Annotated in this window: 15 protein-coding genes and 1 pseudogene; 6 read left to right on the top strand and 10 right to left on the bottom strand. The window is 67.0% G+C overall.

Annotated features, from left to right (window positions below):
• Window positions 1–117 precede the first annotated feature (117 nt).
• Window positions 118–1,581 carry a zinc-dependent metalloprotease gene (locus tag QFZ60_RS06205; RefSeq protein WP_307089060.1) on the top strand — a complete coding sequence of 488 codons (1,464 nt, stop codon included), beginning with the start codon at window positions 118–120 and terminating at the stop codon, window positions 1,579–1,581.
• Between the two features lie 102 nt (window positions 1,582–1,683).
• Here QFZ60_RS06205 and QFZ60_RS06200 read toward each other — a convergent pair whose 3' ends face one another.
• The 3 genes and pseudogenes from QFZ60_RS06200 to nudC form a co-directional block, all read right to left on the bottom strand.
• Window positions 1,684–2,277, bottom strand: coding sequence for a M48 family metallopeptidase (locus QFZ60_RS06200; RefSeq protein WP_307089058.1), 594 nt, complete (start codon window positions 2,275–2,277; stop codon window positions 1,684–1,686).
• A pseudogene (locus tag QFZ60_RS06195) lies at window positions 2,274–4,410 on the bottom strand (UvrD-helicase domain-containing protein). The gene QFZ60_RS06200 and the pseudogene QFZ60_RS06195 overlap by 4 nt, the downstream one beginning before the upstream one ends.
• Window positions 4,411–4,465: 55 nt before the next feature.
• A complete protein-coding gene (gene nudC, locus QFZ60_RS06190) occupies window positions 4,466–5,488 on the bottom strand; it encodes an NAD(+) diphosphatase (protein ID WP_307089056.1) in 1,023 nt (340 codons plus the stop codon).
• A gap of 143 nt (window positions 5,489–5,631) precedes the next feature.
• On the opposite strand from nudC, the gene QFZ60_RS06185 reads away from it, so the two are divergent.
• Window positions 5,632–6,951, top strand: a complete 1,320-nt coding sequence (locus QFZ60_RS06185; protein ID WP_307089054.1) for a macrolide 2'-phosphotransferase — start codon at window positions 5,632–5,634, stop codon at window positions 6,949–6,951.
• Window positions 6,952–7,032: 81 nt separating this feature from the next.
• On the opposite strand, the gene QFZ60_RS06180 is transcribed toward QFZ60_RS06185, so the two are convergent.
• The 3 genes from QFZ60_RS06180 to QFZ60_RS06170 all read right to left on the bottom strand — a co-directional run bounded on the left by QFZ60_RS06180 (window position 7,033) and on the right by QFZ60_RS06170 (window position 14,284).
• Window positions 7,033–10,509 carry a UvrD-helicase domain-containing protein gene (locus QFZ60_RS06180; RefSeq protein ID WP_307089051.1) on the bottom strand — a complete coding sequence of 1,159 codons (3,477 nt, stop codon included), beginning with the start codon at window positions 10,507–10,509 and terminating at the stop codon, window positions 7,033–7,035.
• Window positions 10,506–13,754: an ATP-dependent DNA helicase gene (locus tag QFZ60_RS06175; protein ID WP_307093220.1), complete on the bottom strand. Its 3,249-nt coding sequence runs from the start codon at window positions 13,752–13,754 to the stop codon at window positions 10,506–10,508. Before QFZ60_RS06175 ends, QFZ60_RS06180 begins: the two co-directional genes overlap by 4 nt.
• A gap of 113 nt (window positions 13,755–13,867) precedes the next feature.
• Entirely contained in the window at window positions 13,868–14,284 is a 417-nt protein-coding gene (locus QFZ60_RS06170; protein WP_142117048.1) for an MGMT family protein, read from the bottom strand.
• 63 nt (window positions 14,285–14,347) lie between these two features.
• On the opposite strand from QFZ60_RS06170, the gene QFZ60_RS06165 reads away from it, so the two are divergent.
• The 4 genes from QFZ60_RS06165 (at window position 14,348) to QFZ60_RS06150 (ending at window position 17,871) form a co-directional block, all read left to right on the top strand.
• Window positions 14,348–15,058 carry a 3'-5' exonuclease gene (locus QFZ60_RS06165; protein ID WP_307089047.1) on the top strand — a complete coding sequence of 237 codons (711 nt, stop codon included), beginning with the start codon at window positions 14,348–14,350 and terminating at the stop codon, window positions 15,056–15,058.
• Window positions 15,059–15,406: 348 nt separating this feature from the next.
• The gene (locus QFZ60_RS06160) at window positions 15,407–16,360 is read left to right on the top strand and encodes an ABC transporter substrate-binding protein (protein ID WP_056334719.1); all 954 of its coding nucleotides are present in this window, start codon (window positions 15,407–15,409) and stop codon (window positions 16,358–16,360) included.
• Window positions 16,361–16,372: 12 nt separating this feature from the next.
• Window positions 16,373–17,137, top strand: coding sequence for an amino acid ABC transporter permease (locus QFZ60_RS06155; RefSeq protein ID WP_056334717.1), 765 nt, complete (start codon window positions 16,373–16,375; stop codon window positions 17,135–17,137).
• Window positions 17,134–17,871 carry an amino acid ABC transporter ATP-binding protein gene (locus QFZ60_RS06150; RefSeq protein WP_142117050.1) on the top strand — a complete coding sequence of 246 codons (738 nt, stop codon included), beginning with the start codon at window positions 17,134–17,136 and terminating at the stop codon, window positions 17,869–17,871. The genes QFZ60_RS06155 and QFZ60_RS06150 overlap by 4 nt, the downstream gene beginning before the upstream one ends.
• A 144-nt stretch (window positions 17,872–18,015) precedes the next feature.
• On the opposite strand, the gene hemL is transcribed toward QFZ60_RS06150, so the two are convergent.
• Genes hemL through QFZ60_RS06130 form a run of 4 tightly spaced genes read right to left on the bottom strand, consistent with a single transcriptional unit; the run spans window position 18,016 to window position 22,394 of the window.
• Entirely contained in the window at window positions 18,016–19,347 is a 1,332-nt protein-coding gene (hemL, locus tag QFZ60_RS06145) for a glutamate-1-semialdehyde 2,1-aminomutase (RefSeq protein WP_307089044.1), read from the bottom strand.
• Between the two features lie 49 nt (window positions 19,348–19,396).
• Entirely contained in the window at window positions 19,397–20,473 is a 1,077-nt protein-coding gene (locus QFZ60_RS06140; RefSeq protein WP_307089042.1) for an LLM class flavin-dependent oxidoreductase, read from the bottom strand.
• On the bottom strand, window positions 20,470–21,453 hold the full coding sequence (gene hemB, locus QFZ60_RS06135) for a porphobilinogen synthase (RefSeq protein WP_307089040.1): 984 nt from the start codon (window positions 21,451–21,453) through the stop codon (window positions 20,470–20,472). Before hemB ends, QFZ60_RS06140 begins: the two co-directional genes overlap by 4 nt.
• A gap of 59 nt (window positions 21,454–21,512) precedes the next feature.
• Window positions 21,513–22,394 carry a uroporphyrinogen-III synthase gene (locus tag QFZ60_RS06130; RefSeq protein WP_307089038.1) on the bottom strand — a complete coding sequence of 294 codons (882 nt, stop codon included), beginning with the start codon at window positions 22,392–22,394 and terminating at the stop codon, window positions 21,513–21,515.
• Window positions 22,395–22,397: the final 3 nt, after the last annotated feature.

The raw sequence follows: 22,397 nt of genomic DNA, 5'->3' as shown, positions 1-22,397 counted from the left end.
GGCAGTGGGCGGGGGTGCTTTGCCTAGAGCGAACGACGGCGGCGGGCGGCAGACAGCCGACCCCCGCCGGGGTACCGTGAAGGTTGATCAACAGTCACACCATCGATCGGCGGGACCATGACCTCCAACCCACTCAATCCGTCCAACGGCGACGACGACACCCCCAAGGATCCGTTGACCGAAATGCTGCAGAACCTGATGGGCGGCAAGGGGATGGAGAACTTCGATCCCGCCGAGCTCGCCAAGGCTGCCGGCCTGCCGGATGACCCAAACCTGCTGGCCCAGATGTTCTCCCAGGTGCAGGCGATGATGAGCGCCCCGTCCGAGGGCCCCGTCAACTGGACGCTGGCCCATGACAATGCCCGGCGGGTTGCGGCCGGCAGTTCTGATCCGTCGGTCACTGCCCAGCAGTCCCGGGAGGTGGATGAAGCCCTGCGCCTGGCTGAGCTGTGGCTGGACCCGGTCACCGACCTGCCCGGCACCGGTTTGATCGGCAAGGCCTGGTCCCGCGCGGAATGGGTGGAAGCCACCCTGGGCACCTGGAAGCGGCTGACCGAACCCGTGGCCAACAGCATCGCCAACGCGCTCTCCTCCGCGATGACGGAGCAGATGCCCGAGGAAATGAAGTCCATGATGGGCGGCGCCTCCTCGATGCTGCAGAACATGGGCGGGGCCATCTTTGGGATGCAGCTGGGGCAGGCCATCGGTGCACTGTCCCAGGACGTGGTGAGCTCCACCGACATCGGCGTGCCGCTTGCCGACCTTGAAATGGCGCTCCTGCCAACAAATGTTGCCGCCTTCGGTGAAGGCCTGTCCCTGCCGGAGAACGACATCCGGCTGTTCCTCGCCGTGCGCGAAGCGGCTCATGCCCGGCTGTTCGTGCAGGTTCCCTGGCTGCGAGGACACCTGCTGGGAGCCATCGAGGCCTACGCCCGCGGCATCCACATCGACACCTCCCGCATCGAGGAGCTCGCCCGGGACCTCGATCCCAGCAATCCCGAAGGCATCCAGGAGGCATTGTCCCAAGGCGTCTTCATGCCGCAGCGGACACCGGCCCAGGAACAGGCACTGGAAAAGCTGGAGACGGCGCTGGCCCTCGTGGAGGGCTGGGTGGATGAACTGACCGCGGCCGCCACGGAGAAGGTCCTGCCGTCCGCCGGCGCGCTGCGCGAAACAGTTCGGCGCCGCCGGGCAACGGGAGGTCCCGCCGAGCATGCCTTTGCTTCCCTGGTGGGACTCGAGCTGCGTCCGCGCAGGCTGCGTGACGCGGCCACCCTGTGGGCCACGCTGAAGGAAGAACGCGGGATCGAGGGCCGTGACGCCATCTGGCACCACCCCGACCTCCTGCCCACGGCCGAAGACCTGGATGATCCGAAGGGCTTCAGCTCCCGCCGCAAGTTGGCCGAAGCCAGCGACAGCGAGGTGGATGACGCCCTGCAGAAACTGCTCAGCGGCGGTTTTGACGGCACCTCCGGCGACGACGGTGCTGCCGGGGACGCCGGCGGCAAGCGGGATGAAGGCGGCGCCGGGGACACCGGCAGCAAGGACGACGACGGCGGAACGGACCAGCCCCGGGGCTGACACTTTTCTGGCGGGCCAGGGGTTCCTGGCCCGCCAGAGTGCTTTTTGGCCGGCAGGCTTTCGACCGGTCTCTCTTCGCCGGCTTAGCGTCCTGCGCTGGACCTAGTCGGCGTCTTTGTCCATTCCCCGGGACGTGGCAAACGAAACGCCCTCAAGGAACGCCTTGGCCCGCTGGGTTTCGGGGTAGGCCTCCAGCAGCTTCCAGAACGCGGCGTTGTGTGAGGCCACCAGAAGGTGGGCCAGCTCGTGGAGCAGGACGTAGTCGATGACCCATTGCGGCATGGGCCGCAGCTTGTCAGACAGGCGGATGGTCCCCTCGGCCGGGGTGGCCGAACCCCACCGGGAATTCTGGTTGCTGACCCAGCGGACGGAGGTGGGCAATGACCGGCCACCAAGATATTGGGCGGACAATTGGGCCGCATGGGCTGCCAGGGCCTCGTCGGTGGCAGGACGCCGCCGTCCGGCAGCCGCTTGCCGCTCCCCCTGTCTATGCAGTTTGGCCAGCATCTTGTGAACCCACTCGCGCTCCTGCGCGGCCGTGAAGCGGGCCGGAATTGCGACCACCGCTGTTCCGTCTTCCCAGAATGCTGCCACGGTACGGGTCCGCCGGGCAGAACGCCGTACCTCCACCGGAGAACCGTTGGGGGTAGTCAGCGTGGCGGCCTCGCGGGCACCGCCGCCGGTTCCGGGCCTCACAGGACGGAGCTTTCGACAAGGACCCGGAGGACGTCCTCCCCGTACTTTTCGAGCTTGGACGGGCCGACTCCGGCGAGGCCGGCAAGCTCCTCCAACGACGCTGGCCTGGCCTCCGCGATGGCGGTAAGGGTGGCATCGGTGAAGACAACGAATGCCGGGACGTCCGCGGACTGTGCCACCTCGCGGCGCCAGTTGCGGAGGGCGTCAAAGGTCTGTTCCTCGTAGCTGGGGGGACACGCGTTGCAGCGGCCCACCTTCCGTTCGGCCCCGCTGGCCAGCATGCTGCCGCAGACCCGGCAGACAGCCGGGGCCGCAGCTTTGCGGCGTGGCGCGGGCCCCTTGCCCCGGGTACTCGAGCTTGCCACCGAGTCCGGCCGCAGGCCCTCGAGGAACCGGGACGGCTTCCGGTTGGCCCGGCCCCCGGGAGTCCTCGCGGTGCTCCATGAGAGGGAAAGGTGTTCGCGGGCGCGGGTGATGCCCACGTACAGGAGGCGGCGCTCCTCATCCACGGATTCGGGTGAATCGGCAAAGGAGATGGGCATCAGGCCTTCGCTGAGTCCCACCAGGAAGACAGCGTCCCATTCCAGGCGCCTTGGCCGCGTGCAGCGAGGCGAGCGTAACGCCCTGCACGGTGGGCGCATGCTGGGCGAGGGAACGCTCCTGGAGTTCGGTCACGAAATCGGCCAGGCCGAACTGCGGGCCGCGGGCCTGCACGAGTTCATCGGCGAGTGCCACCAATGCCGCGAGGGACTCCCAGCGTTCGCGCAGTGCACCTCCGCTGTGCGGTGCCGCATCGGTGTAGCCGAGGGAGGAGACGATGTCCCGCACCAGTTGCCCCAGCGGTTCCGGCGCATCTGATTCGGAAACCGCCCGGGTGGCTGCACGCAGCTGCAGGATGGCGTCCCGGACCTCCTTGCGGGCGAAGAACCTCTCCCCGCCGCGCAGTTGGTAGCCGATGCCTGCCGCTGCCAGCGCCTGCTCGTAGGCCTCGGACTGGCCGTTGGTACGGAAAAGGATGGCCACCTCGCTGGCCGGAGTGCCGGCGTCGAGCAGCGCCTTGATCTTCTGCGCCACCGTGGCGGCTTCGGCTTCATCGTCCGTGCACTCGGTGAACTGCGGTGCGGGTCCCGCGGGGCGCTGCGCCACGAGCTGCAGGGGTGAAGCCCATGCGGCGTCGGCTGTGGGGCCGCCGCTGCGGCGGGCGGCCAGCAGGCCGTTGGCCAGTTTCACCACCTGGGGGGTGGAGCGGTAGTCCCTGATGAGCTTGACCACGTTGGCCTGTGGGTAGCGGGTCTTGAAGTCCAGGAGGTGCCTGGGCGAGGCGCCGGTAAAGGAATAGATGGTCTGGCTGGCGTCACCCACCACGCAGAGTTCGTCACGGCCGCCGAGCCAAAGCTCCAGGAGCCGCTGCTGAAGCGGGGAGACGTCCTGGTATTCATCCACCACAAAGTGCCGGTACTGTTCCCGCACCGTGGCAGCAACCTTCTCGTCCTCCTGGAGGATGCCCACCGTGATGAGCAGGACGTCCTCGAAGTCGATCACGTTGCGGTCGGTCTTGACGTCCTCATAGGACTGGAAAACGCGGGCCACGGTGGTGAGGTCGAACCCGCCGGGCGCGCCCCTCCCCTGGGCGTTCTCCAGGTAGTTTGCCGGTGTCAGCATGGATACCTTGGCCCATTCGATTTCCGAGGCAAGGTCGCGGATGGTGGCCCGGTCGGTGCTGAGTCGAAGCCGCCGGGCGGCCTCTGACAGCATTTGGGCCTTGTGGTCCAGCAGGTTGGGCAGTGTTCCGCCCACCGCCTGTGGCCAGAAGAACTGCAGCTGGCGCAGGGCAGCGGCGTGGAAGGTGCGGGCCTGGACGTTGCCGGCGCCGAGGTCCCGCAGGCGGCTGCGCATCTCTGCCGCGGCCCTGGCAGTGAACGTTACGGCGAGCAGGCGCTGCGGGGTGTAAACCCCCGAGTGCACGCCGTAGGCGATGCGGTGGGTGATGGCGCGGGTCTTCCCGGTGCCCGCGCCGGCCAGCACGCACAACGGCCCGTTCAAGGTGCTGGCCACCTCACGCTGTTCGGCGTCCAGGCCCCCAAGGATTCGGTCCTCCAGTGAGGCTGCTCCGTCAAAATTCTCTGTAGTCACTTTTGCTGCTTTGTTTCTCGACTACCGCGTACTGGAGTCTGGTGGATGGAATAACTTAGGCGCCGGTCAGGTCCTGGATCCGGCCGCCGTACCAGTGCTCAATGAGCGATCGGGCAATGGAGAGCCTGCTGGAGATGGTGATCTCACCGCTGAGCACCGCTTCCTGGAGTTCCGCTCGGCTGAACCAGCGGGCCCTGGTGACCTCCACGCCGTCGGGCGTTGCCTGGGCGTCCTCGGTGACGGCGGTAAATCCAAGCATAAGCGAGGCGGGGAACGGCCATGACTGGGAGCCGAGGTACTGGCAGGCGGTGACCCGCACCCCAACCTCCTCCTGGATCTCGCGCACCACGGCCTCTTCGAGTGATTCGCCGGGCTCAACGAACCCAGCGAGGGTGGAGTAGTTCCGGGCGTCCACGGGCCCTCCCCCGCCCAGCAGCAGCCGGCCGTCCGGGCCGACGACCGTGACAATGATGGCGGGGTCGGTGCGCGGAAAGTGTTCGGAGTTGTCCGAGGGGCACCGGCGCACCCAGCCGCCCGCTTCCACAACCGTTGGCGTGCCGCAGCGCGGGCAATGCGTATGGGCTGCGTGCCAGTTGGCGATGGCGCTGGCTTCAACGAACAAGGCTGTGGAGGTGGCGGTCAAACCTGCGGCGACCTCCCGGAATCCGGCCCACCGCGCGTCCTTCGGGATACCGGCGGTCCCGGGCCCGGGAGGCTCAGGAAGGACGAAGAGCAGCAGTTCGGTCCCGGCTGGCAGGTCGGCGGCGGGCAGGGCCGATCCAAGGTACACCACGAGGTCCGGTGTTGATCCTGCTTCTGCCAGCGCTGACAGGAGCTTCCGGGCCCCGGTCAGGACCAGGTTGCTGCCCTGCACCAGCCCCTGGCGTCCCGACAGGACTGCGGCCTGGGCATCCGGCCCGACAAGCAGGTCATCGATCATGCCGGGCCTGGCGCGGGCGACAGATCCCCGGTCCACCAAGGCGGGCCTTACCGGGAGCAGGGTATCCGCCAAATGGTTCGCCGGCAGCCGTGCCGGCGCAGCCTGGTGGACGGGTGTTACGGACTCCGCGTGGCTCATGCTTCCACCGTACTGACTGCTGCCGACATTTCACATTTCCGCGGCTCCCACCGCCTGCCCCGAACCCCCTCGTTTTGCACCTATCTCAAGACTCGCCGCGGCCGGACCGTGGTGTGGGACGGCAGGCAATCTACCGTGGAACGGTGAGAAGAAAACCGATTGAACTGGCGGCAATTGCAACCGCGGCAGTCCCTGGGCTGACCCCGACAGCCGTTAGCTCTGCCCCGGACGACCCCGCGGACTTCGACTCGGCCCTGCTCCTAGATTCCGAAGGCAAGCGCTGGCGGGTCCGGTCGCCGCGGCATGCCGAAGCCAGCGCGCGCCTGGAAACGGAGTTCCTTGTACTCCGGGCTTTCGCTCCTGCCGTCCGGGCGGAACTGCCGTTCCTGATGCCGACCGTGGCCGGCAGCGTCCGGCTGGGAACGTTGACCACCTTCGTTTACTCACACCTCTCCGGCACCACCCGCAGCGTCGAGGAACTCACGTCGGGGCCGGCTGGGCTGGCCCGGGAGATTGGCTCCGCCCTGGCCGCCGTCCACGACCTGCCCCGGTCCCTGGTCAGCAACGCCGACCTGCCCAGCTATACCCCCAATGAGTTCCGCCAGCGGCGGCTGAATGAACTGGACCAGGCTGCCACCACGGGCAAGATTCCCGCGGCACTGCTGCGCCGCTGGGAACACGCCATGGAGGATGTATCGCTGTGGCGGTTCAACCCTTGCGTGGTCCACGGCGACCTGCACGAGGACAACCTGCTGGTGGAGGCGGGAAGGGTGACCGCGGTTACGGGGTGGACGGACCTGCGCATCGGAGACCCCGCCGACGACTTTGCCTGGCTGGTTGCTTCGAATGAGCAGGACTTCATCGACGCCGTATTGAAGGCCTACACGTCCAGCCGCCGGGACGTCCCGGACCAGCACCTGCTGCGCCGGGCCGCCCTGTCCGCTGAGTTCGCGCTGGCCCAGTACCTGGTGAAGGGCCTTGCCGCCGGGGACCAGGACATGGTCAGGGAGGCGGAGGACATGCTGGAGAGCCTGGCCAGCGACATTGCCGAGTACGGCGGCCGTCCGATCAGCATCGAGCCCCTTCCGGCCACGGGCAGCCCGGATGAGGCCGGAGCATCGATTCCTGCCTCCGCCACAGGTTCCGGGGCAGCCCCCGTCTCCGGAGGCGGCAGTTCCGCTGTCACTCCCGCCGTTAGGGTCGTCCCGGTCAATCCTGCCGTTACGGTGGTCCCGGTTCCTGCCCAACCCGCTGCTCCGGCACAACCGTCAGTGTCGCCGGTCCAACCGGCCCCGCCTGTGCAACCGGCAGTATCCGTCCAGCCGGCCGTGCACGTCACCCCCATCCCGGTGGAGCAACCCGAGGCAACAGCTGACCCCGCCGAACCCCGTGGTGCCGAAACCAAGGGTCCGGACGATACATCCACCGCCGCCATTTCAATCGTCAACGCGAAGCAGGGCTAAGCCGGGCCAGTCATCGCCCTCGGGCCGGGCCATTCGAGGCCGACCCGGCTCAAGGACGGCCCAGTCCAAGGACGTCCGGCCTCAGGACCGGCTAAGCGCGGCGGAAACGATTCCTTCCAGTTCGTCGGCACTCCCCAGGTCGTGCGGCCGGACCACGGCGTTGTCAGCAACATAGAAGAACGCAGCCCGGACGTCCGCCAGGGGAACATCCCGGAGGCGGGCCCATGCCAGCCGGTACACGGCCAGCTGGATTGAACGGGTCTTCAGTTGCTCCGCGGACGGCCGGCGGCCGGTCTTCCAGTCCACCAGGTCCCAGCGGCCGTCGGCGTCGCGGAATACGGCGTCAACCCGGCCGCGCACCACAACCTCCCCCACCCTGGTCTCCACCGGAACCTCGACGAAAGCCGGGGATCTCTCAGCCCAGGGGGAGGCCTTGAAGGTAGCCACCATCTCGTCAAGGTCATAAGCGGCGTCGATGTGGTCGTCTGAACCCGGCGCTTCGCCGAGGTCCAGCATTCCGGCCTTCCCAAAATACTCCTCCACCCAGGCGTGGAAGGCGGTACCCTTCCGGGCCGACATGCCCGGTTCCCGCGGCACCGGCCGGCGGAGGCGGGCCAGCACGGCTTCAGGATCGTCCCCGAGATCAACAAGGGTGGAGGCAGAGATGTGGGTGGGCAGGTGCACATCCTGTCCACTGGACCGTCTTGCCCTGCGCTCCAGCAGCAGGGCCGCTTCGCGCGCCCAGCCTGCCGCTGCTCCCGTCAGGCTGGGCGGATGCGCGGGCCTCTCCGGCGGCACTAACTGTCCTCCGCCGGCCGCCAGGATCCCGCGCACCCGCTGAGCCGCCGCTTCCATGGCCGTCCTGCGCCCCCGGGCCAGGCGGAGCCGCCCACCGGTCCGTGGATCCAGGGGTCCCTCAAGGGGGTCGTAGGGCCACATTGCTTCTTCTGTTTCCAGGGTCAATGGACTCTGCTGCGGCAGCGCGCCTTCCTCCAGGGAGAGTGGGTGGACCACGGCATCCGGACGCCGGGCGGAGTCGGTCCGGGTCAACACTTCCAGCTCCGCAAGGAAGGGCGACATCTCCGCCATGCCGGCCCGTGAACCCACCCAGGCTGCGCTGGATACCCACAGGACATGCTTGGCCCTGGTATAGGCGACATAGGCCAGCCGTCTCTCCTCCGACTCCCCATGGGCCTGGACGGCGCCCCTGTAGTCCTTCTCGGCATCCAGCCAGCCTTTCTGGTCCGGCTGGTCCAGATCCCATTGCGGAAGATCGGCCCGGTCACCGCGCAGGGGCCAGGGCAGTGCGGCAGAACCGCTGCTCCAGCGGGAGTCCCTGTCGCTGGGGAAGGCTCCCGCATTCATTCCAGGAACGAACACAACATCCCATTCCAGGCCCTTGGAAGCATGGACGGTCAACAGCTGCACGGCTTCCCGGTTCACATCGCTGGCGGGCGCCTCCAATCCGTTTTCTTCCGCCGATGCTGCCTCCAGCCAGGCCAGGAAAGCGAGGATGTCCACTCGCTGGGAGGTGCGGAGGAATCCGGCGGCGGCGTCCTGGAAGGCATCGAGGTTGCGGCGGGCCTGGTGGATGCTGATTCCCGGGCGGGCTGCCACTTCGATGTCCAGCAGCATGGCCCTCTCCACCTCGCCCAGGAGGGTGGTGAGGTCATCGCCGAGATAGCCGCGCAGTTGCCGCAGCTCGGTGGACAACCTGGCCAGCCTGCTGCGGGCCCCCGGGCTCAGGGTGCGTCCGTTCGCCGAGGTCCATTCATCACGAGGCAGGAAGTCCAGGGCCTCCACCAAGCTGGCGCCGTCAGTCAGGTCCCCTTCCAGGACGGGGGCATCTGCTTCATCACTGTCGCTGTCCTGGTTGTCGGTGTCGGATCCCAGTGGCGCCCTCCCCCGGCTCCGTGCCAGCTGGCTGGACCAGTCACGAAGGGCCATGAGGTCGGCGGGGCCTATGCGCCATCGGGCGCCAGCGAGCAGCCGCATGAGGGCGTCGGAGCGGCCGGGGTCGGCAAGGACGCGAAGGGTGGCCACCAGGTCAACGATCTCCGGGGTGTCAAGGAGGCCTCCGAGACCCACGATTTCGTAAGGGATCCCTCTGGCCTCGAACTGCCGCCGGACTGTCTCCATCTGCGCGCGCCTGCGGCACAGCACAGCGAGGGCCGGTGGCTCCGCAGTCCCGTCGGATTTCAGCTCAAAGTCGGTTACCCGGTATCTCAGCACGTCCTCAGCCAGGGCTGCAGCTTCCTCGACATCGCTGGCGAAACGGCCCAGCACCACCGTCCCGTCCACGGCATGGGGGCTCGGTTGCAAGGGAGGGACTTCAGCAGCAGCGGCCCTGTCGCCGGCAGGGCCGTTGTGGGCGGCTGCCCGGCCCAGGGACTGGGACATGACGTTGGCTGCGGCCAGGATTGACCGGCCATTCCGCCATGCTGTTGTGAGGTAGGAGGTTGGGGCGGGCGCCCAGTCCGCTCCTTCGTCTGACTCACCGGTCCGGACGGGAAATTCCCGGACGAAGTGGAACAACTGGCCCGCCGAAGCACCACGGAAACCGTAAATTGACTGGTTGGGATCTCCCACCGCTGTCACGGCATGGCCGCTACCGAAGAGACGGGAAAAAAGCACCAGCTGCGCGTACGAGGTGTCCTGGAACTCGTCAAGCAGAACCACTTTGTACCGCTGGCGTTCCATCTGCGCTGCCAGGGGAACTTCCCGGGCAACCTTGGCAGCAAGCGCCACCAGGTCGCCGAAATCGAGTGCGCCGCGGGCGCGTTTGGCTGCGGCATAGCGGCCCACCATGTCAGCGACGCTTGCCCTGGTCCGGAGCATTCCGCCGAGGTCCAGGGCCGCCTTGGACGGGTTCCTCTTCTTGCCGGCCACGTAGGGCAGCGACTCATACTCCGAAAGGCGCGCCATAAGCCAGGCTTCGACGTCCTCGGGTTCCTGCAGGTGCTCCGCGCATTCCCCGGCCAGTTGAATGACGGCTTTCACCAGTGTGGACTTGGCGGCCCGGAAGTGCGCGTATTCACCGTCGTAGGCCTCAACCACCTCGCTGGCCAGCTGCCACGCCTGCGCGCCGCCGAGCAGCACCACATCCCGCTCCACCCCGAGCCGCAGTCCGTAATCGGAGACGATGCCGCTGGCGAATGAATGGTAGGTGGAAACTTTGGGCTCCAGGGTGTCGCTGTTGCGCAGGCCCTCCGGGAAGACCCCCTTGCCAGTGTCCTGGGCGGCCAGACGCTGCAGTGCCAGGAGCTTTGACCGGATCCGGCTGGCAAGTTCGCCGGCGGCCTTCCGGGTGAAGGTCACGCCCAGGATCTCCTCCGGGGTGACCCACCCGTTGGCGACGAGCCAGACCACCCGGTCTGCCATGGTGGCGGTCTTTCCCGATCCGGCTCCAGCGATGACGAGCCGCGGTGCCAGCGGGGAGGAGATGATGGCTGACTGCTCAGGAGTGGGCGTATTTCTTTCACCGAGCAGCACGGACAGTTCTTCCGGGCTGAAGCGCACCGCCGGGGCGGCTTCCGTGGCAGTCAATGCCCCGCTCATTCTGTTACCTGCCTTCCGCGCGCACACAAGGGGCACACCTCGGGGAGCCGGCAACCGTGGCCGCCATGGCTGCCTTTGGCAGGGTCATGCCGTGCCACGAATTCCTTGCCTGCCATCACGGCGGCTGCCTCCTTCACCATGTCCAATGCCCAGTTCTGCTGTGGGTCGAGCGGCTCCTGCTGCTGAACGGCTGGATTAACGGCCCCGGTCCCGAGCTGCGCCAGCACGGCTCCGCCGGATCCGCCGCTGTCCCAGTCCGCGCCCGCGTCAAAACCGCCGGCGAGCACTGCCGCCTGGTATGCGCCAAGCTGCGGGTGGCGCGAGAGCTCATCCTTCCCTGGCTGCCGCTTGCCGGTCTTGAGGTCCACCACCACCAGCCGGCCGTCGCCGTCGATCTCCAGCCGGTCCACCTGGCCGCGGAGGACTGCTTCCCGCGGCGGAGCTTCGTCCACGGCCACCTGGCCAAGGGCCACTTCAAAATCCTGCTCCACGCCCAGCAGGCTGCGGCCTTCACTTCTCATCAGGAGCACGTACTGCGCCAGCTTCCGCACCATAACCTCGGCACGCTGGAAGTCCAGCCTTCCCTCCCAGTTGTCCTTCATGCCCAGGGCAGGCCAGCGCCGCACCAGTTCAGCAACATACTCCGATCCGGAGGCGTCGGGCATGTCCTGGGCAATCGCGTGCACCAGCGTGCCGAGGCTTCGGGCGAAGTCGGTGGCTGGTTCCCCGCCGGCCGCCTGGACGAACCAGTCCAACGGCGACTTTTGGACAGTCTCCACCTTTGAGGGGGATACGGATACCGTTCCGCCCGGTGGGACCACGGCCTCGGCGGAGGACAGCGGGGCAAGTCCCCACCAACTGTCTGGGTTTGCGCCGGAGACGGCAGGCTCCTGCGCGGCGAGATGCGCCAGCACCCTGGCGGCCTCCTCTGCCTGCGCTGTCCCTTCCAGCTGGGCATGTTGCCTGAGTTCGGCGACCAGCGCGCGCAGGGTCATTGGCCGTTCCACCTGCGTAAACGCCCGGCCCTCCTCCCCTGGGCCCAGGGGCGCAACGAAATCCAGGAAGGATGACGCCTGGTGGTCCTCCGACGAGACTGCGGTGCAAACCAGCAGTTCGCGTGCCCTGGATACCGCGGTGGAGAAACTGCGGAGTTCGTCGTACCGGATGTCCCGAAGCCGGCTCAAGGGGTCGCGCTGGAGGGCGTATTCGGGGCCATGTTCCACGGCGTCCGCATACAGCGTGCTGCCCAACAGTTCACCCCGGAGCCTGGTGTTGGGCCACACTCCCTCCTGCAGCCCCGCAACGATCACGACCGGCCATTCCCGGCCGGCCGCGCTTGCGGGCGTCATCAGTTCCACCGCGTCATCCACCTGCGCCCGGGCGGCCAGGGTGTCCATGGGAAGCTCCTGGTTCAGCAGGTATTCCAGGAACTGTTCGGGGCCGGCACCGGGCATCTGGTCCACGTAGCGTTCCGCCGTATGGAAAAGCGCCATCATCGCATCAAGGTCGCGGTCAGCCCGGGCACCATGGGGCCCGCCCGACAAAGCGGTGGCTGTCCAGGCGGACGAAAGCCCCGTGGAGTTCCACAGCGCCCACAGCACCGATTCGGCATTGGCGCCGGGCAGATGGGCAGCTTCCCGCCCGGCCTGGATCATCCGGGCCGTGCGCCGGGCGGCCCGGCCCTCGATGCCCAGCGCACCCAGCGCACCGGGCTCAAGCAGTGCCTCGACCAGCAGGGCGTCGCTGGCGCGGCCTCCTCCACCCAGGAGTTCTTCACGCCGCAGCGATTGCCGGAGCCTGCGCAGTTCAATCGAGGTGGCACCGCCGATGCGCGACGTAAGAAGTGACACAGCAGCTTCGGGTGTCAACAGCTGCGGATCCAAGGCGATGGCGAAGGCATCCAGCAGGGGCCTGACGGCCACCTCGTCCCGGACCGCGGATTCGGCCACCGGCACCCGCACAGGAATGCCCTGCCCGGACAGGTAGCGCTGCAGCTCGCTGACCTGGCCGCCATTCCGGACGATGACTGCAATGTCCGCAAGCTCGCGGCCGTGGTTGATGTGCTGGTCCAGGATCCGCTGGGCAACATACCGCAGCTCATGCACCGGAGTGGGAACCAGATGGGCCTCGACGTTCCCATGACCGGCGGGTCCGGCGTACCCAGGACTTTCAGGCTGTCCATGGTGCAGCGGTTCAAGCCGCCGTGCCAGCTGCCCGCCCGCACGCTGGGAAATACGGCCCGCGACGTTCAACCACGCCTCCGCCACGGCAGGCGCCAGGCCATGGGCATGCCACAGCGGGCGCTCCAGGACAGGCGCCTGGGTTGACAGCAGCCGGGGCAGCTCAGCCACCAGGTCCGGGCGGGCTCCGCGGAATCCCTGCACCACCGTGTCCGGGGACGACGTCACGTAGCAGTCCTTGCCGCCGGCGATGTCTGCCAGCAACTCGAAGATGGCGGGGTTTGCTTCCTGGATATCGTCCACCAGGACAACCTGCAGCCGGGCGCGCTCGGCGGTGAGGAAGTCGGGTGCATCCTGGAAGATCTGCCGGGCGGCCGTGATGATCCCGGCGGGATCGAAGGCTTCAGGCATCCGCAGGTCAAGGACGTCCCGGTATTCGGCATACAGGGCTGCTGCCGCTTGCCAGTCCGTCCGATTGCAGTCATGCGCCAGCTGAACCAGGTCTCCGGCCGTGCGGCCCGACTCGATGATGCGGTCAAAAAGCTGCCGCACTTCCTGGCGGAAGCCGCGGGTTTCCAGTGCCCCGTCAAGATCGGCGGGCCAGGGCAGTTCCAGGCCGGGAATCCTGTGGCCTTCGAGGAGCTCCCTGATGATCAGGTCCTGCTCCGGGCCGGACAACAGGCGCGGCGGCCTGGACAGCGGGATGACACCCTGGGCCTTGGCACGGCGGATCAGGTCGAAGGCGTAGGAGGCCCACGTCCTGGCGGGGGTGGTGCTGAGGCTCCTGTCCAGCCGCGCGGTGAAACGGTCACGGAGGAAATCGGCGGCCAGGCGGGTGGGCGCGAGGATCAGCATGCGCTCGGGGTCAACGCCGTCACGGAAGACCCGCTGGACAGCGGCCTCAACCAGCACGGTGGTCTTTCCCGTGCCAGGCGCGCCCGGGACCAGCACGGGCCCCGAGCCCTGGGTCACGTCAACGGCTGCCTGCTGGTCCGATGTGAGCCGAAGTGCTTCAGCGTGCACCCGCCGCGGCGGGAGCAGGCGAAGGGCAGGGGCAGCCTGCAGCTCACTGCTGTTGTCCGGGCCTCCCGGGGAGGGGACATATGCCCGGCCTGTTTCGCCTGTCCCCGGTTCTTCCCGGTGCGGGTCCCAGGGGCCGGTCAAAGGAATTGTTACGGTCACAAAATCATTCCATCATCAGCCACCGACAATCTATGGAGGCTGCGCTCCAGCTGCTCGGCAATTGTGTCGATACTGTCAAAATCACTGTCCGTTGGTGCCCAGCGGGCGGTATTCAGGTCCACCCGCCACCGTCCCTCCCCGGTCCGGAGGTACGCACTGAAAGCGCCAAGGAGCGGCGTGCCCTCTTCAAGGTAGAGGAGCAGGGCCTCGGCTTCGTGGCCCTCAGGCGCATGGCCGCTGGCCTTCAGGATCCGCCACCAGGGAACGCCTCCCCCGTGGTGGCTCATGACATAACCGATCTGGCGCGGGCCGCCCGACCCCAGGAGCTCGGCAACGTCGCCGTAGGAAACTGCGGACCCCGGCGGCACCAGCCTGACGACGGCCAGGACCGCTTGGACGTACTCATTCCGCATTGATCCAATCTAGCCGCAGTGGCGTTCCACGGAATTGTCGGTGCGTCCCTTTAGCGTTGAAGCATGAGTTCCTGGAACGCCCTCCCCCGTGCAGCCTTCGACCTGGAGACCACCGGCCGCAATTCGCGGGCGGCAAGGATCGTCACGGCATCCATCACCGTGGTGGACCATCACGGTGAAGTCATCAAGGAGCACGAATGGCTGGCTGATCCCGGCGTGGAAATCCCCATCGAGGCAAGTGACGTCCATGGCATCACCACGGAACAGGCCAGGCGGGACGGGCGGCCGGCCCACGAGGTCACCCGCGAAGTGGCTGCCGTACTCCAGGAGCTCTTCGATTCCGCCACCCCGGTAATCGCCTTCAACGCAAGCTACGATTTCACGGTCCTCGCCGCCGAGTCCGCCCGTTACGGAATTCCCCAGCTCACCCGGTTCCCCGTTCTGGACCCCTACATCATGAACAAGCAGGTTGACCGGTACCGCAAGGGCAAGCGCACCCTCACCGCATTGTGTGAGGAATACGGCGTGATCCTTGACAACGCCCACACCTCGGCGGCGGACGCCCTGGCCACCCTTCGTGTCCTGGACGCAATGGCGGGAAAGTTCCCTAAGCTGGTGATGCCAGCCAGCCAGCTGCACCAACTGCAGGTGGATTGGGCGGTCAGCCAGGCCGCGGACTTCCAGGGGTACCTCCGGAAAACAAAACCGGCGGCCGTGATCGAGGGAGACTGGCCGGTGCTGCCGCCCCAGGATGCCACGGCAGGCGGCTTCTAGGCACATCCCACTACTCCTCAAACACCCGCGCTGCTCCGGATTGCGAGGCATGTCACAGTCACCTTGCTTAACATTCCTAGGGGAACACGCAGCCTGATCATTCATCAGAAGAGGGAAAGAACGCGCAAGGCGAACGGAAGCATCGCCGGACACCAGAATTTTATTTGGCGCTGACGCAGCAAAGCTCCCTCTTCTTCGGACAGTTCCTGCTGTCCGCCCTAATGAGACAATAAAGTTTTGCGGTCACCCCTGCCCCGGACGGCTCGATCAGCACCGGGCAGGTGCCAGGCGCCACAGCGCTGCCTTGCGGCCCGGTCGACTTATGACTCATATGAAAGTGACAACCTGATGAAAATCAAAGCGATGAAGTGGCTCACTACCGCTCCCGTTGCACTTGCCCTCGCGGTTTCGCTCGCAGCCTGCGGTGGCGGGTCTTCCCAGCCCAGCGGCACCCCCACCGATGCCCTCGCCGGCAGCGACCAGCAGACGCTGGACAAATACACCACGGCTGACGTCACCCCCGTGGACAAGATCGACAAGACCAAGCTTGGCCTCATCACCGAGGGCACCCTGCGCGTGGGAACCCTCTCGGACGCCCCGCCCAACATCTTCATCGACCCTTCGGGCAAGTTCACCGGCTACGACAACGAACTGCTGCGCGCCATCGGCGACAAGCTCGGCCTCAAGGTTGAGTTTGCCTCCACCGACTTCTCGGCCCTGCTTTCCCAGGTTGCCAACAAGCAGTTCGACGTCGGATCCTCCTCGATCTCCACTACCGACGCACGCCGCAAGACGGTGGGCTTCACCAACGGCTACGACTTCGGCTACATGGCAGTGGTGACCAAGAACGGCTCCAAGGTCAACGGCTTCGCCGACCTCAAGGAAGGCGTCCGGATCGGCGTCGTCCAGGGCACCGTGCAGGATGACTACGTCACCAACACCCTTAAGCTGGAGCCCGTCCGCTTCCCGGACTACAACACCGTTTACGGCAACGTGAAGAACGGCCAGATTGACGCTTGGGTGGCACCGTCCCAGCAGGCTACCGGCCAGGTCAAGGAAGGCGACAACACCAAGATCGCCGAGAAGGTTGTGAACACCCAAAACTTCACCGCCTACGCAGTGAACAAGGACAACCAGCCCCTGATCGACGCGCTGAACTCCGGCCTGGACGCGGTCATCGCGGACGGTACCTGGGCCAAGCTGACGTCCGAGTGGTACAAGGACCGCCCCACCGCCGCTGAACAGACCCCCCAGGGCTGGAAGCCGGGCAGCAAGGCAGTCCAGATCCCGGCCGCCAAGTAACCAGGGCGTTCCATGGATATCCTCAAGCAACTCGCTGACACCTTCCTTGACTGGAAGGCAATGGGCGAAGTCATCCCCAAGATGTTCGCCGTCGGTTTGCCGAACACCCTCGTGCTGGCCATCATTTCCGGCATTATCGGGACAGCCCTCGGGATGCTGCTCGCCCTGATGGGGATCTCCCGGAACGCAGCAGCGCGCTGGATCGCACGGGTTTACACGGACATCCTTCGCGGTCTTCCCCCGGTCCTGACCATCCTGGTCATCGGATTCGGGTTCGGGCCGATCGTTCGTGAATTCACCGGGTCCACGAGCCCCTACCCGATGGCGGTGGCGGCGCTCTCGCTGATGTCCGGCGCCTACATCGGCGAGATCTTCCGCTCCGGCATCCAGAGCGTGGACAAGGGACAACTCGAGGCTTCCCGTGCCCTGGGGTTCGGCTACGGCGCCTCCATGCGCCTCGTAGTGGTGCCCCAGGGTATCCGCCGGGTGCTTCCGGCCCTGGTCAACCAGTTCATTGCGCTGATCAAGGAGTCGTCCCTGGTGTTCCTTCTGGGCCTGCTGGCAAGTGAGCGTGAGATCTTCCAGATCGGCAAGGATGCGGCGGCCACTACCGGCAACCTGTCGCCCTACGTGGCGGCAGCCGTCTTCTACCTTGCGCTCACCATCCCGCTGACCCACTTCGTGAACTGGATCGATGCCCGGCTGCGCACTGGCCGGCCGGAAAAGAAGGAACCCGACGAGGCTGCAGCAGTCGTTGGAAAGGGAGCCCAGGCATGAGTGAATTCGCATCGGGAACACTGAGCGCAAAGAACATCCACCTTTCCTTCGGCAGCAACCACGTGCTGCGGGGCATCGACCTGCACGTCCCGCAGGGCACCACGGCCTCCGTGATCGGCCCTTCCGGCTCAGGCAAGTCCACGCTGCTGCGCGTGATGAACCGGCTGATCGAACCGGACCAGGGGGACATCCTCCTGGATGGCCGTTCGGTCCTGAAGGACAACCCGGACGAACTCCGGCGCCGGATCGGCATGGTGTTCCAGCAGTTCAACCTGTTCCCGCACAAGACGGTGGAGGAGAACATCTCGCTCGCCCTGCGGAAGCTGCGCAAGCTCTCCAAGGAGGAGGCACGCAGCCAGGCCCTGGAACAGCTGGATCTGGTAGGGCTGAAGCACAAGGCGGACTCCCGTCCGGCAAACCTGTCCGGCGGCCAGCAGCAGCGCGTGGCGATTGCCCGTGCACTGGCCATGAAGCCGGAGGTCATGTTCTTCGATGAGGCCACGTCCGCGCTGGATCCCGAACTGGTGAAGGGTGTCCTGTCCCTGATGGCGGACCTGGCGAAGGGCGGTATGACCATGGTGGTGGTAACCCACGAGATGGGCTTCTCGCGCAATGTGTCGGACACCGTGACCTTCATGGACGCCGGAGTGGTGGTTGAATCCGGCCCCCCGGAACAGATCTTCACCGAGCCGAAGACTGAGCGGCTCCAGGGATTCCTCTCGGACGTCCTCTAGGCCCCACGGGCAGGCACAGACAAAAAAATCCCCGCCTCCCGGACTTTTCCCCCTTGCATGCAGGGGGGATTGGTCCGGAAGGCGGGGATTTTTGCGTTAAGAACGACGGCGGCAGGGGCCCGACGGCGTGACCCGCCTTAGTGCCTACCCTTGGGCAGCGGCGGCGGCCTTGGCTGCCGCCGGAAGGGCGTCGTAGATCCGGTTCATTGCGTCGTCATCGTGCGCGGCGGAGAGGAACCAGGCCTCGAAGACCGACGGCGGCAGGTACACACCGGACTCCAGCATTGAGTGGAAGAACGGTGCGTAGCGGAACGCCTCCTGCGCCTGGGCGTCGGCGTAGTTGTGGACGCCGTGGGCCGACGTGGCGAACGCCACTGAGAACAGGTTGCCGGCGAACTGGATGGAGTGGTCCACCCCCGCGGCATCCAGGGCAGTGGACAGCGCCGAGGACAGTTCCAGGGACCGGACGTCGATGAACGAGTAGACGTCGCGGGTGGCGTGGGTCAGGGTGGCAACGCCTGCCGCCATGGCCACCGGGTTCCCGGACAGCGTTCCGGCCTGGTAGACCGGGCCGGTGGGGGCGAGGTGGTCCATGACGTCGGCACGTCCGCCAAGTGCCGCCGTCGGCATTCCGCCGCCGATGACCTTGCCGAAGGTGAGCAGGTCAGGGGTCCACGGATCCTGGGCGTCCGGCGCGCCGCCGGTGAGGCCCCAGTAGCCGGAGTAGCCGGTGCGGAAGCCGGTGAGGACCTCATCAACGATGAGCAGCGCGCCGTGCTCGCGGGTGATCCGCGACAGCCCTGCGTTGAACCCTTCGGCGGGGGTGACCACGCCCATGTTGGCCGGCGCGGCTTCGGTGATCACGGCCGCAATGTTGGGCCCGTGCGTGGCAAATGCTTCCTTGACGGCCTGGAGGTCGTTGTAGGGCAGCACCAGGGTTTCGGCGGCGGTCGCTTCCGTGACACCGGCGGAACCGGGCAGGGCGAGGGTTGCCACGCCGGATCCTGCGGCGGCCAGGAGTCCGTCGAGGTGGCCGTGGTAGCAGCCGGCGAACTTGATGATGAGGTTGCGGCCGGTGAACCCGCGGGCCAGCCGGACCGCCGTCATGGTGGCTTCGGTGCCGGTGGATACCATCCGGAGCCGTTCGACGGCGGGGACGCGCTCCTTCACGATTTCGGCCAGGTTCGCTTCGTCGGGGGTGGACGCACCGAAGGAGAGTCCCCGGTCGACGGCGGCATGGACGGCATCGAGCACGGCCGGGTGGGCGTGCCCCAGCAGGGCCGGACCCCACGAGCAGACCAGGTCCACGTATTCCTTGCCGTCGGCATCGGTCAGGTATGGTCCCTTGGCGGAGACCATGAAGCGCGGCGTTCCGCCAACGGACCCGAAGGCCCGGACAGGCGAATTGACTCCGCCCGGCATGAGCTGGCGGGCGCGGTCGAAGAGTGCCTCATTGCGAGGATTGCTGGAAGTCATGGTTTCTATTCTCTCAGTTAGCCGGAAGCAGAGTTGGCCGGAAGCGCAGTCAGCCGGCGAGCAGCTCTGCAACCCTGGGCGCCACCTGGGTGCCCATCAGTTCAATCGAGCGCATCATGGCCGCGTGCGGCAGCGGCCCGTTGCTGTATTTGAGGTCAAAGCGGTCAACACCCAGGTTCCGCTTCAGCCGGACGATCTTTTGTGCCACTGTTTCCGGCGATCCGACGTACAGGGCACCTTCCGCCGAACACAGGGCATCAAACTCCCCGCGCCCGGCCGGTCCCCATCCGCGCTCGGCGCCGAGCTTGTTGCGCAGCTTCAGCCAGTGCGGGAACAGCTCTTCGCGGGCCTGTTCATCGGTGTCAGCCACGTGGCCCGGCGAGTGCGTGGCCATCTGCTGCATGGGGTGCCCGTACTTTGCCATCGCTTCCCGGTAGAGGTCGGCGAGGGGCCGGAAGCCGCGGGGCTGGCCGCCGATGATGGCGAAGATGATGGGATAGCCGTACTGGGCGCAGCGGAGCACCGATTCGGGTGTTCCCCCCACCCCGATCCAGGTGGGCAGCAGGTGGTGTTCCAGGGGCGGATAGACGCTCAGGCCATGCAGGGCAGGCCTGGTGCGGCCCTCCCAGTGCACGGGCTTTTGTGCCCGGACCTTGTCGAACAGCTCGAGCTTCTCTTCGAACAGGACCTCATAGTCCGCCAGGTCCAGCCCGAACAGCGGGAAGGACTCCACGAACGACCCACGCCCCAGCATCACCTCGGCCCGGCCGTTGGAGATGGCGTCCACGGTGGAAAAGCGCTGGAAGACACGGATGGGATCGTCCGAGCTCAGCACCGTTACGGCGGAGCCCAGCCTGATGCGGGTGGTGCGGGCCGCCGCGGCGGCCAGGAAGACCTCCGGCGCGGACACGGCATAGTCCTTGCGGTGGTGCTCCCCCACGCCAAAGGCGTGGAGTCCGACGGCGTCGGCAAGTTCCGCCTGCTCCAGCAGCTGGCGCAGGACCTGGGCGTGCGGCTGCTGGCTGCCGTCCGGGTTCTCGCCTACATCGCCGAAGGTGTTCAGGCCGAGGAGGATTCGGTCCTCCCCCACGGGCGCGGCAGGTTCCGGGCCATGCCCCGCGGTCACCGGGCTTCCTTCAGCCAACCGGCCAGTTCCGCGGCCCAGTACGTGAGGACCATGTGGGCACCGGCCCGCCGGATGCCCAGGACGGATTCGGTGATGGCGGCGCGGCGGTCAATCCAGCCGTTGGCGGCGGCAGCCTCGATCATCGCGTATTCACCGGAGATCTGGTATGCGGAGACGGGGACGGGGCTCATCGCGGCGACATCGGCCACGATGTCCAGGTAGCTCATGGCCGGCTTGACCATGATGATGTCGGCGCCTTCAGCCAGGTCCAGTTCAACCTCGCGAAGTGCTTCGGTGCGGTTGCCGGCGTCCATCTGGTAGGTCCGCCGGTCGCCCTTGAGCTGTGAGTCCACTGCTTCCCGGAACGGGCCGTAGAACGCCGAGGCGTACTTCGCGGCGTAGGCAATGACGGAGGTGTTGGTGTGGCCGGCCTCATCCAGTGCTGAGCGGATGGCGGCGATCTGGCCGTCCATCATCCCGGAGGGGCCCAGCATGTGCGCGCCGGCCTCCGCCTGCGCCACCGCCATCCTCGCGTAGATCTCCACGGTGCGGTCGTTGTCCACGTAACCGTCGGCGTCGAGCACTCCGCAGTGGCCGTGGTCGGTGAATTCGTCCAGGCACACATCGCTCATGATCACCAGGTCATCGCCCACTTCGGCACGGACGTCCCGGATGGCCTTGTTCAGCACGCCCTTCGGGTCCAGCGATGCCGAGCCTTCGGCGTCGCGGGTTTCGGGGATGCCGAAGAGCATGATGCCGCCCAAGCCGAGCTCCACAGCCTCCGCCGCGGCCCGCTTGAGCGTATCCGTGGTGTGCTGGACTACGCCCGGCATGGAGGTGATGGGGTTCGGTTCGGTCAGGCCCTCCCGAATAAAGGCCGGAAGGATGAGTTCCGACGGAGCAAGGCGGGTTTCAACGGTGAGCCGGCGCATGGCGGGGGTGGTCCGCAGGCGGCGGGGGCGTTGGTTGGGGAAAGTCATGGGTCCTGTCCTTCGCGTTGTTCTTGAAGCTTCTCTGGGGCCGGAGGCGTGGTGGCCGGTCAGGGTGGGTTGAGGGCCTTCGCGACCGCCGCCACCAGCCCGTCCGGCGTGGGCTCGGCCGCCACTGCGGCCACGTCCAGGCCAAGGGCAGCTGCCTGGTCCGCCGTCGAACGGCCAATGACCACCAGCTTGCAGCCGGCCAGCGGACCAAGGGCGGAAATCCTGCGCACGGCGCTCGGAGAGGCAGCGATCACGGCCGCCATGCGCCCTGCAGCGATGTCCGCGGCGGCGGTTTGGGGTGTCAGGAGGGTGTACGACGGCGGCTGCCGGCCGGCGTCGCCGTCTTCCGGCTGCACGGCGAGCCTGCGCTCCGCTGCCGCCGGATAGTCAACGGTGCGGTAGGCAGTAACGGCGGTGACTGTACTCCCTGCGGCTGTGAGGCCCTCCGCCAGGGTGCCGGCGGCGATGTCTGCCTGCGGCAGCAGGATCCTGCCGCCGCCGGGCCAGACCTCGAGGAGGCCGGCGGCCGACTGTTCGCCGGCCGGGGCAAGGGCCACCGCCAATCCCCCGGACTCCAGGAGCCTTTGCGTTGCGGGACCGATCGCGGCAACCCGCGTAGTTGACGGGACCAACCGGGCCAGGCCAAGCCCGCGCTCGGCGGCCTTGTCCATCAGGACGTGCACCGTGGTTGCGCTGCTGACCACCAGCCAGTCGAAGGCCCCCGCGGCCAGGGCGTCGCAGGCAACATCGAGCGCGTGCTGGTCAGCGGCCTGTTCAAAGTCGATGAGCGGCAGCAGCACCGGCGAAGCACCGGCTTCTCCCAGGGCTTCCATCAGGGCACCGGACCGTTCCGGGCTGCGCGTCACCAGGACCCGGGCTCCAGCCAGCAGGGGTTGGCTGGGTGGCGTGTGCGGTCCGGAGCTGCGGGAAGGCTGCGTCATCGC

The sequence above is a fragment of the Arthrobacter sp. B2I5 genome (assembly GCF_030816735.1).
Lineage (GTDB): Bacteria > Actinomycetota > Actinomycetes > Actinomycetales > Micrococcaceae > Arthrobacter.
The sequence above is the reverse complement of the archived record's forward strand: the minus strand, read 5'-3'. Positions and strand labels throughout refer to the sequence as shown.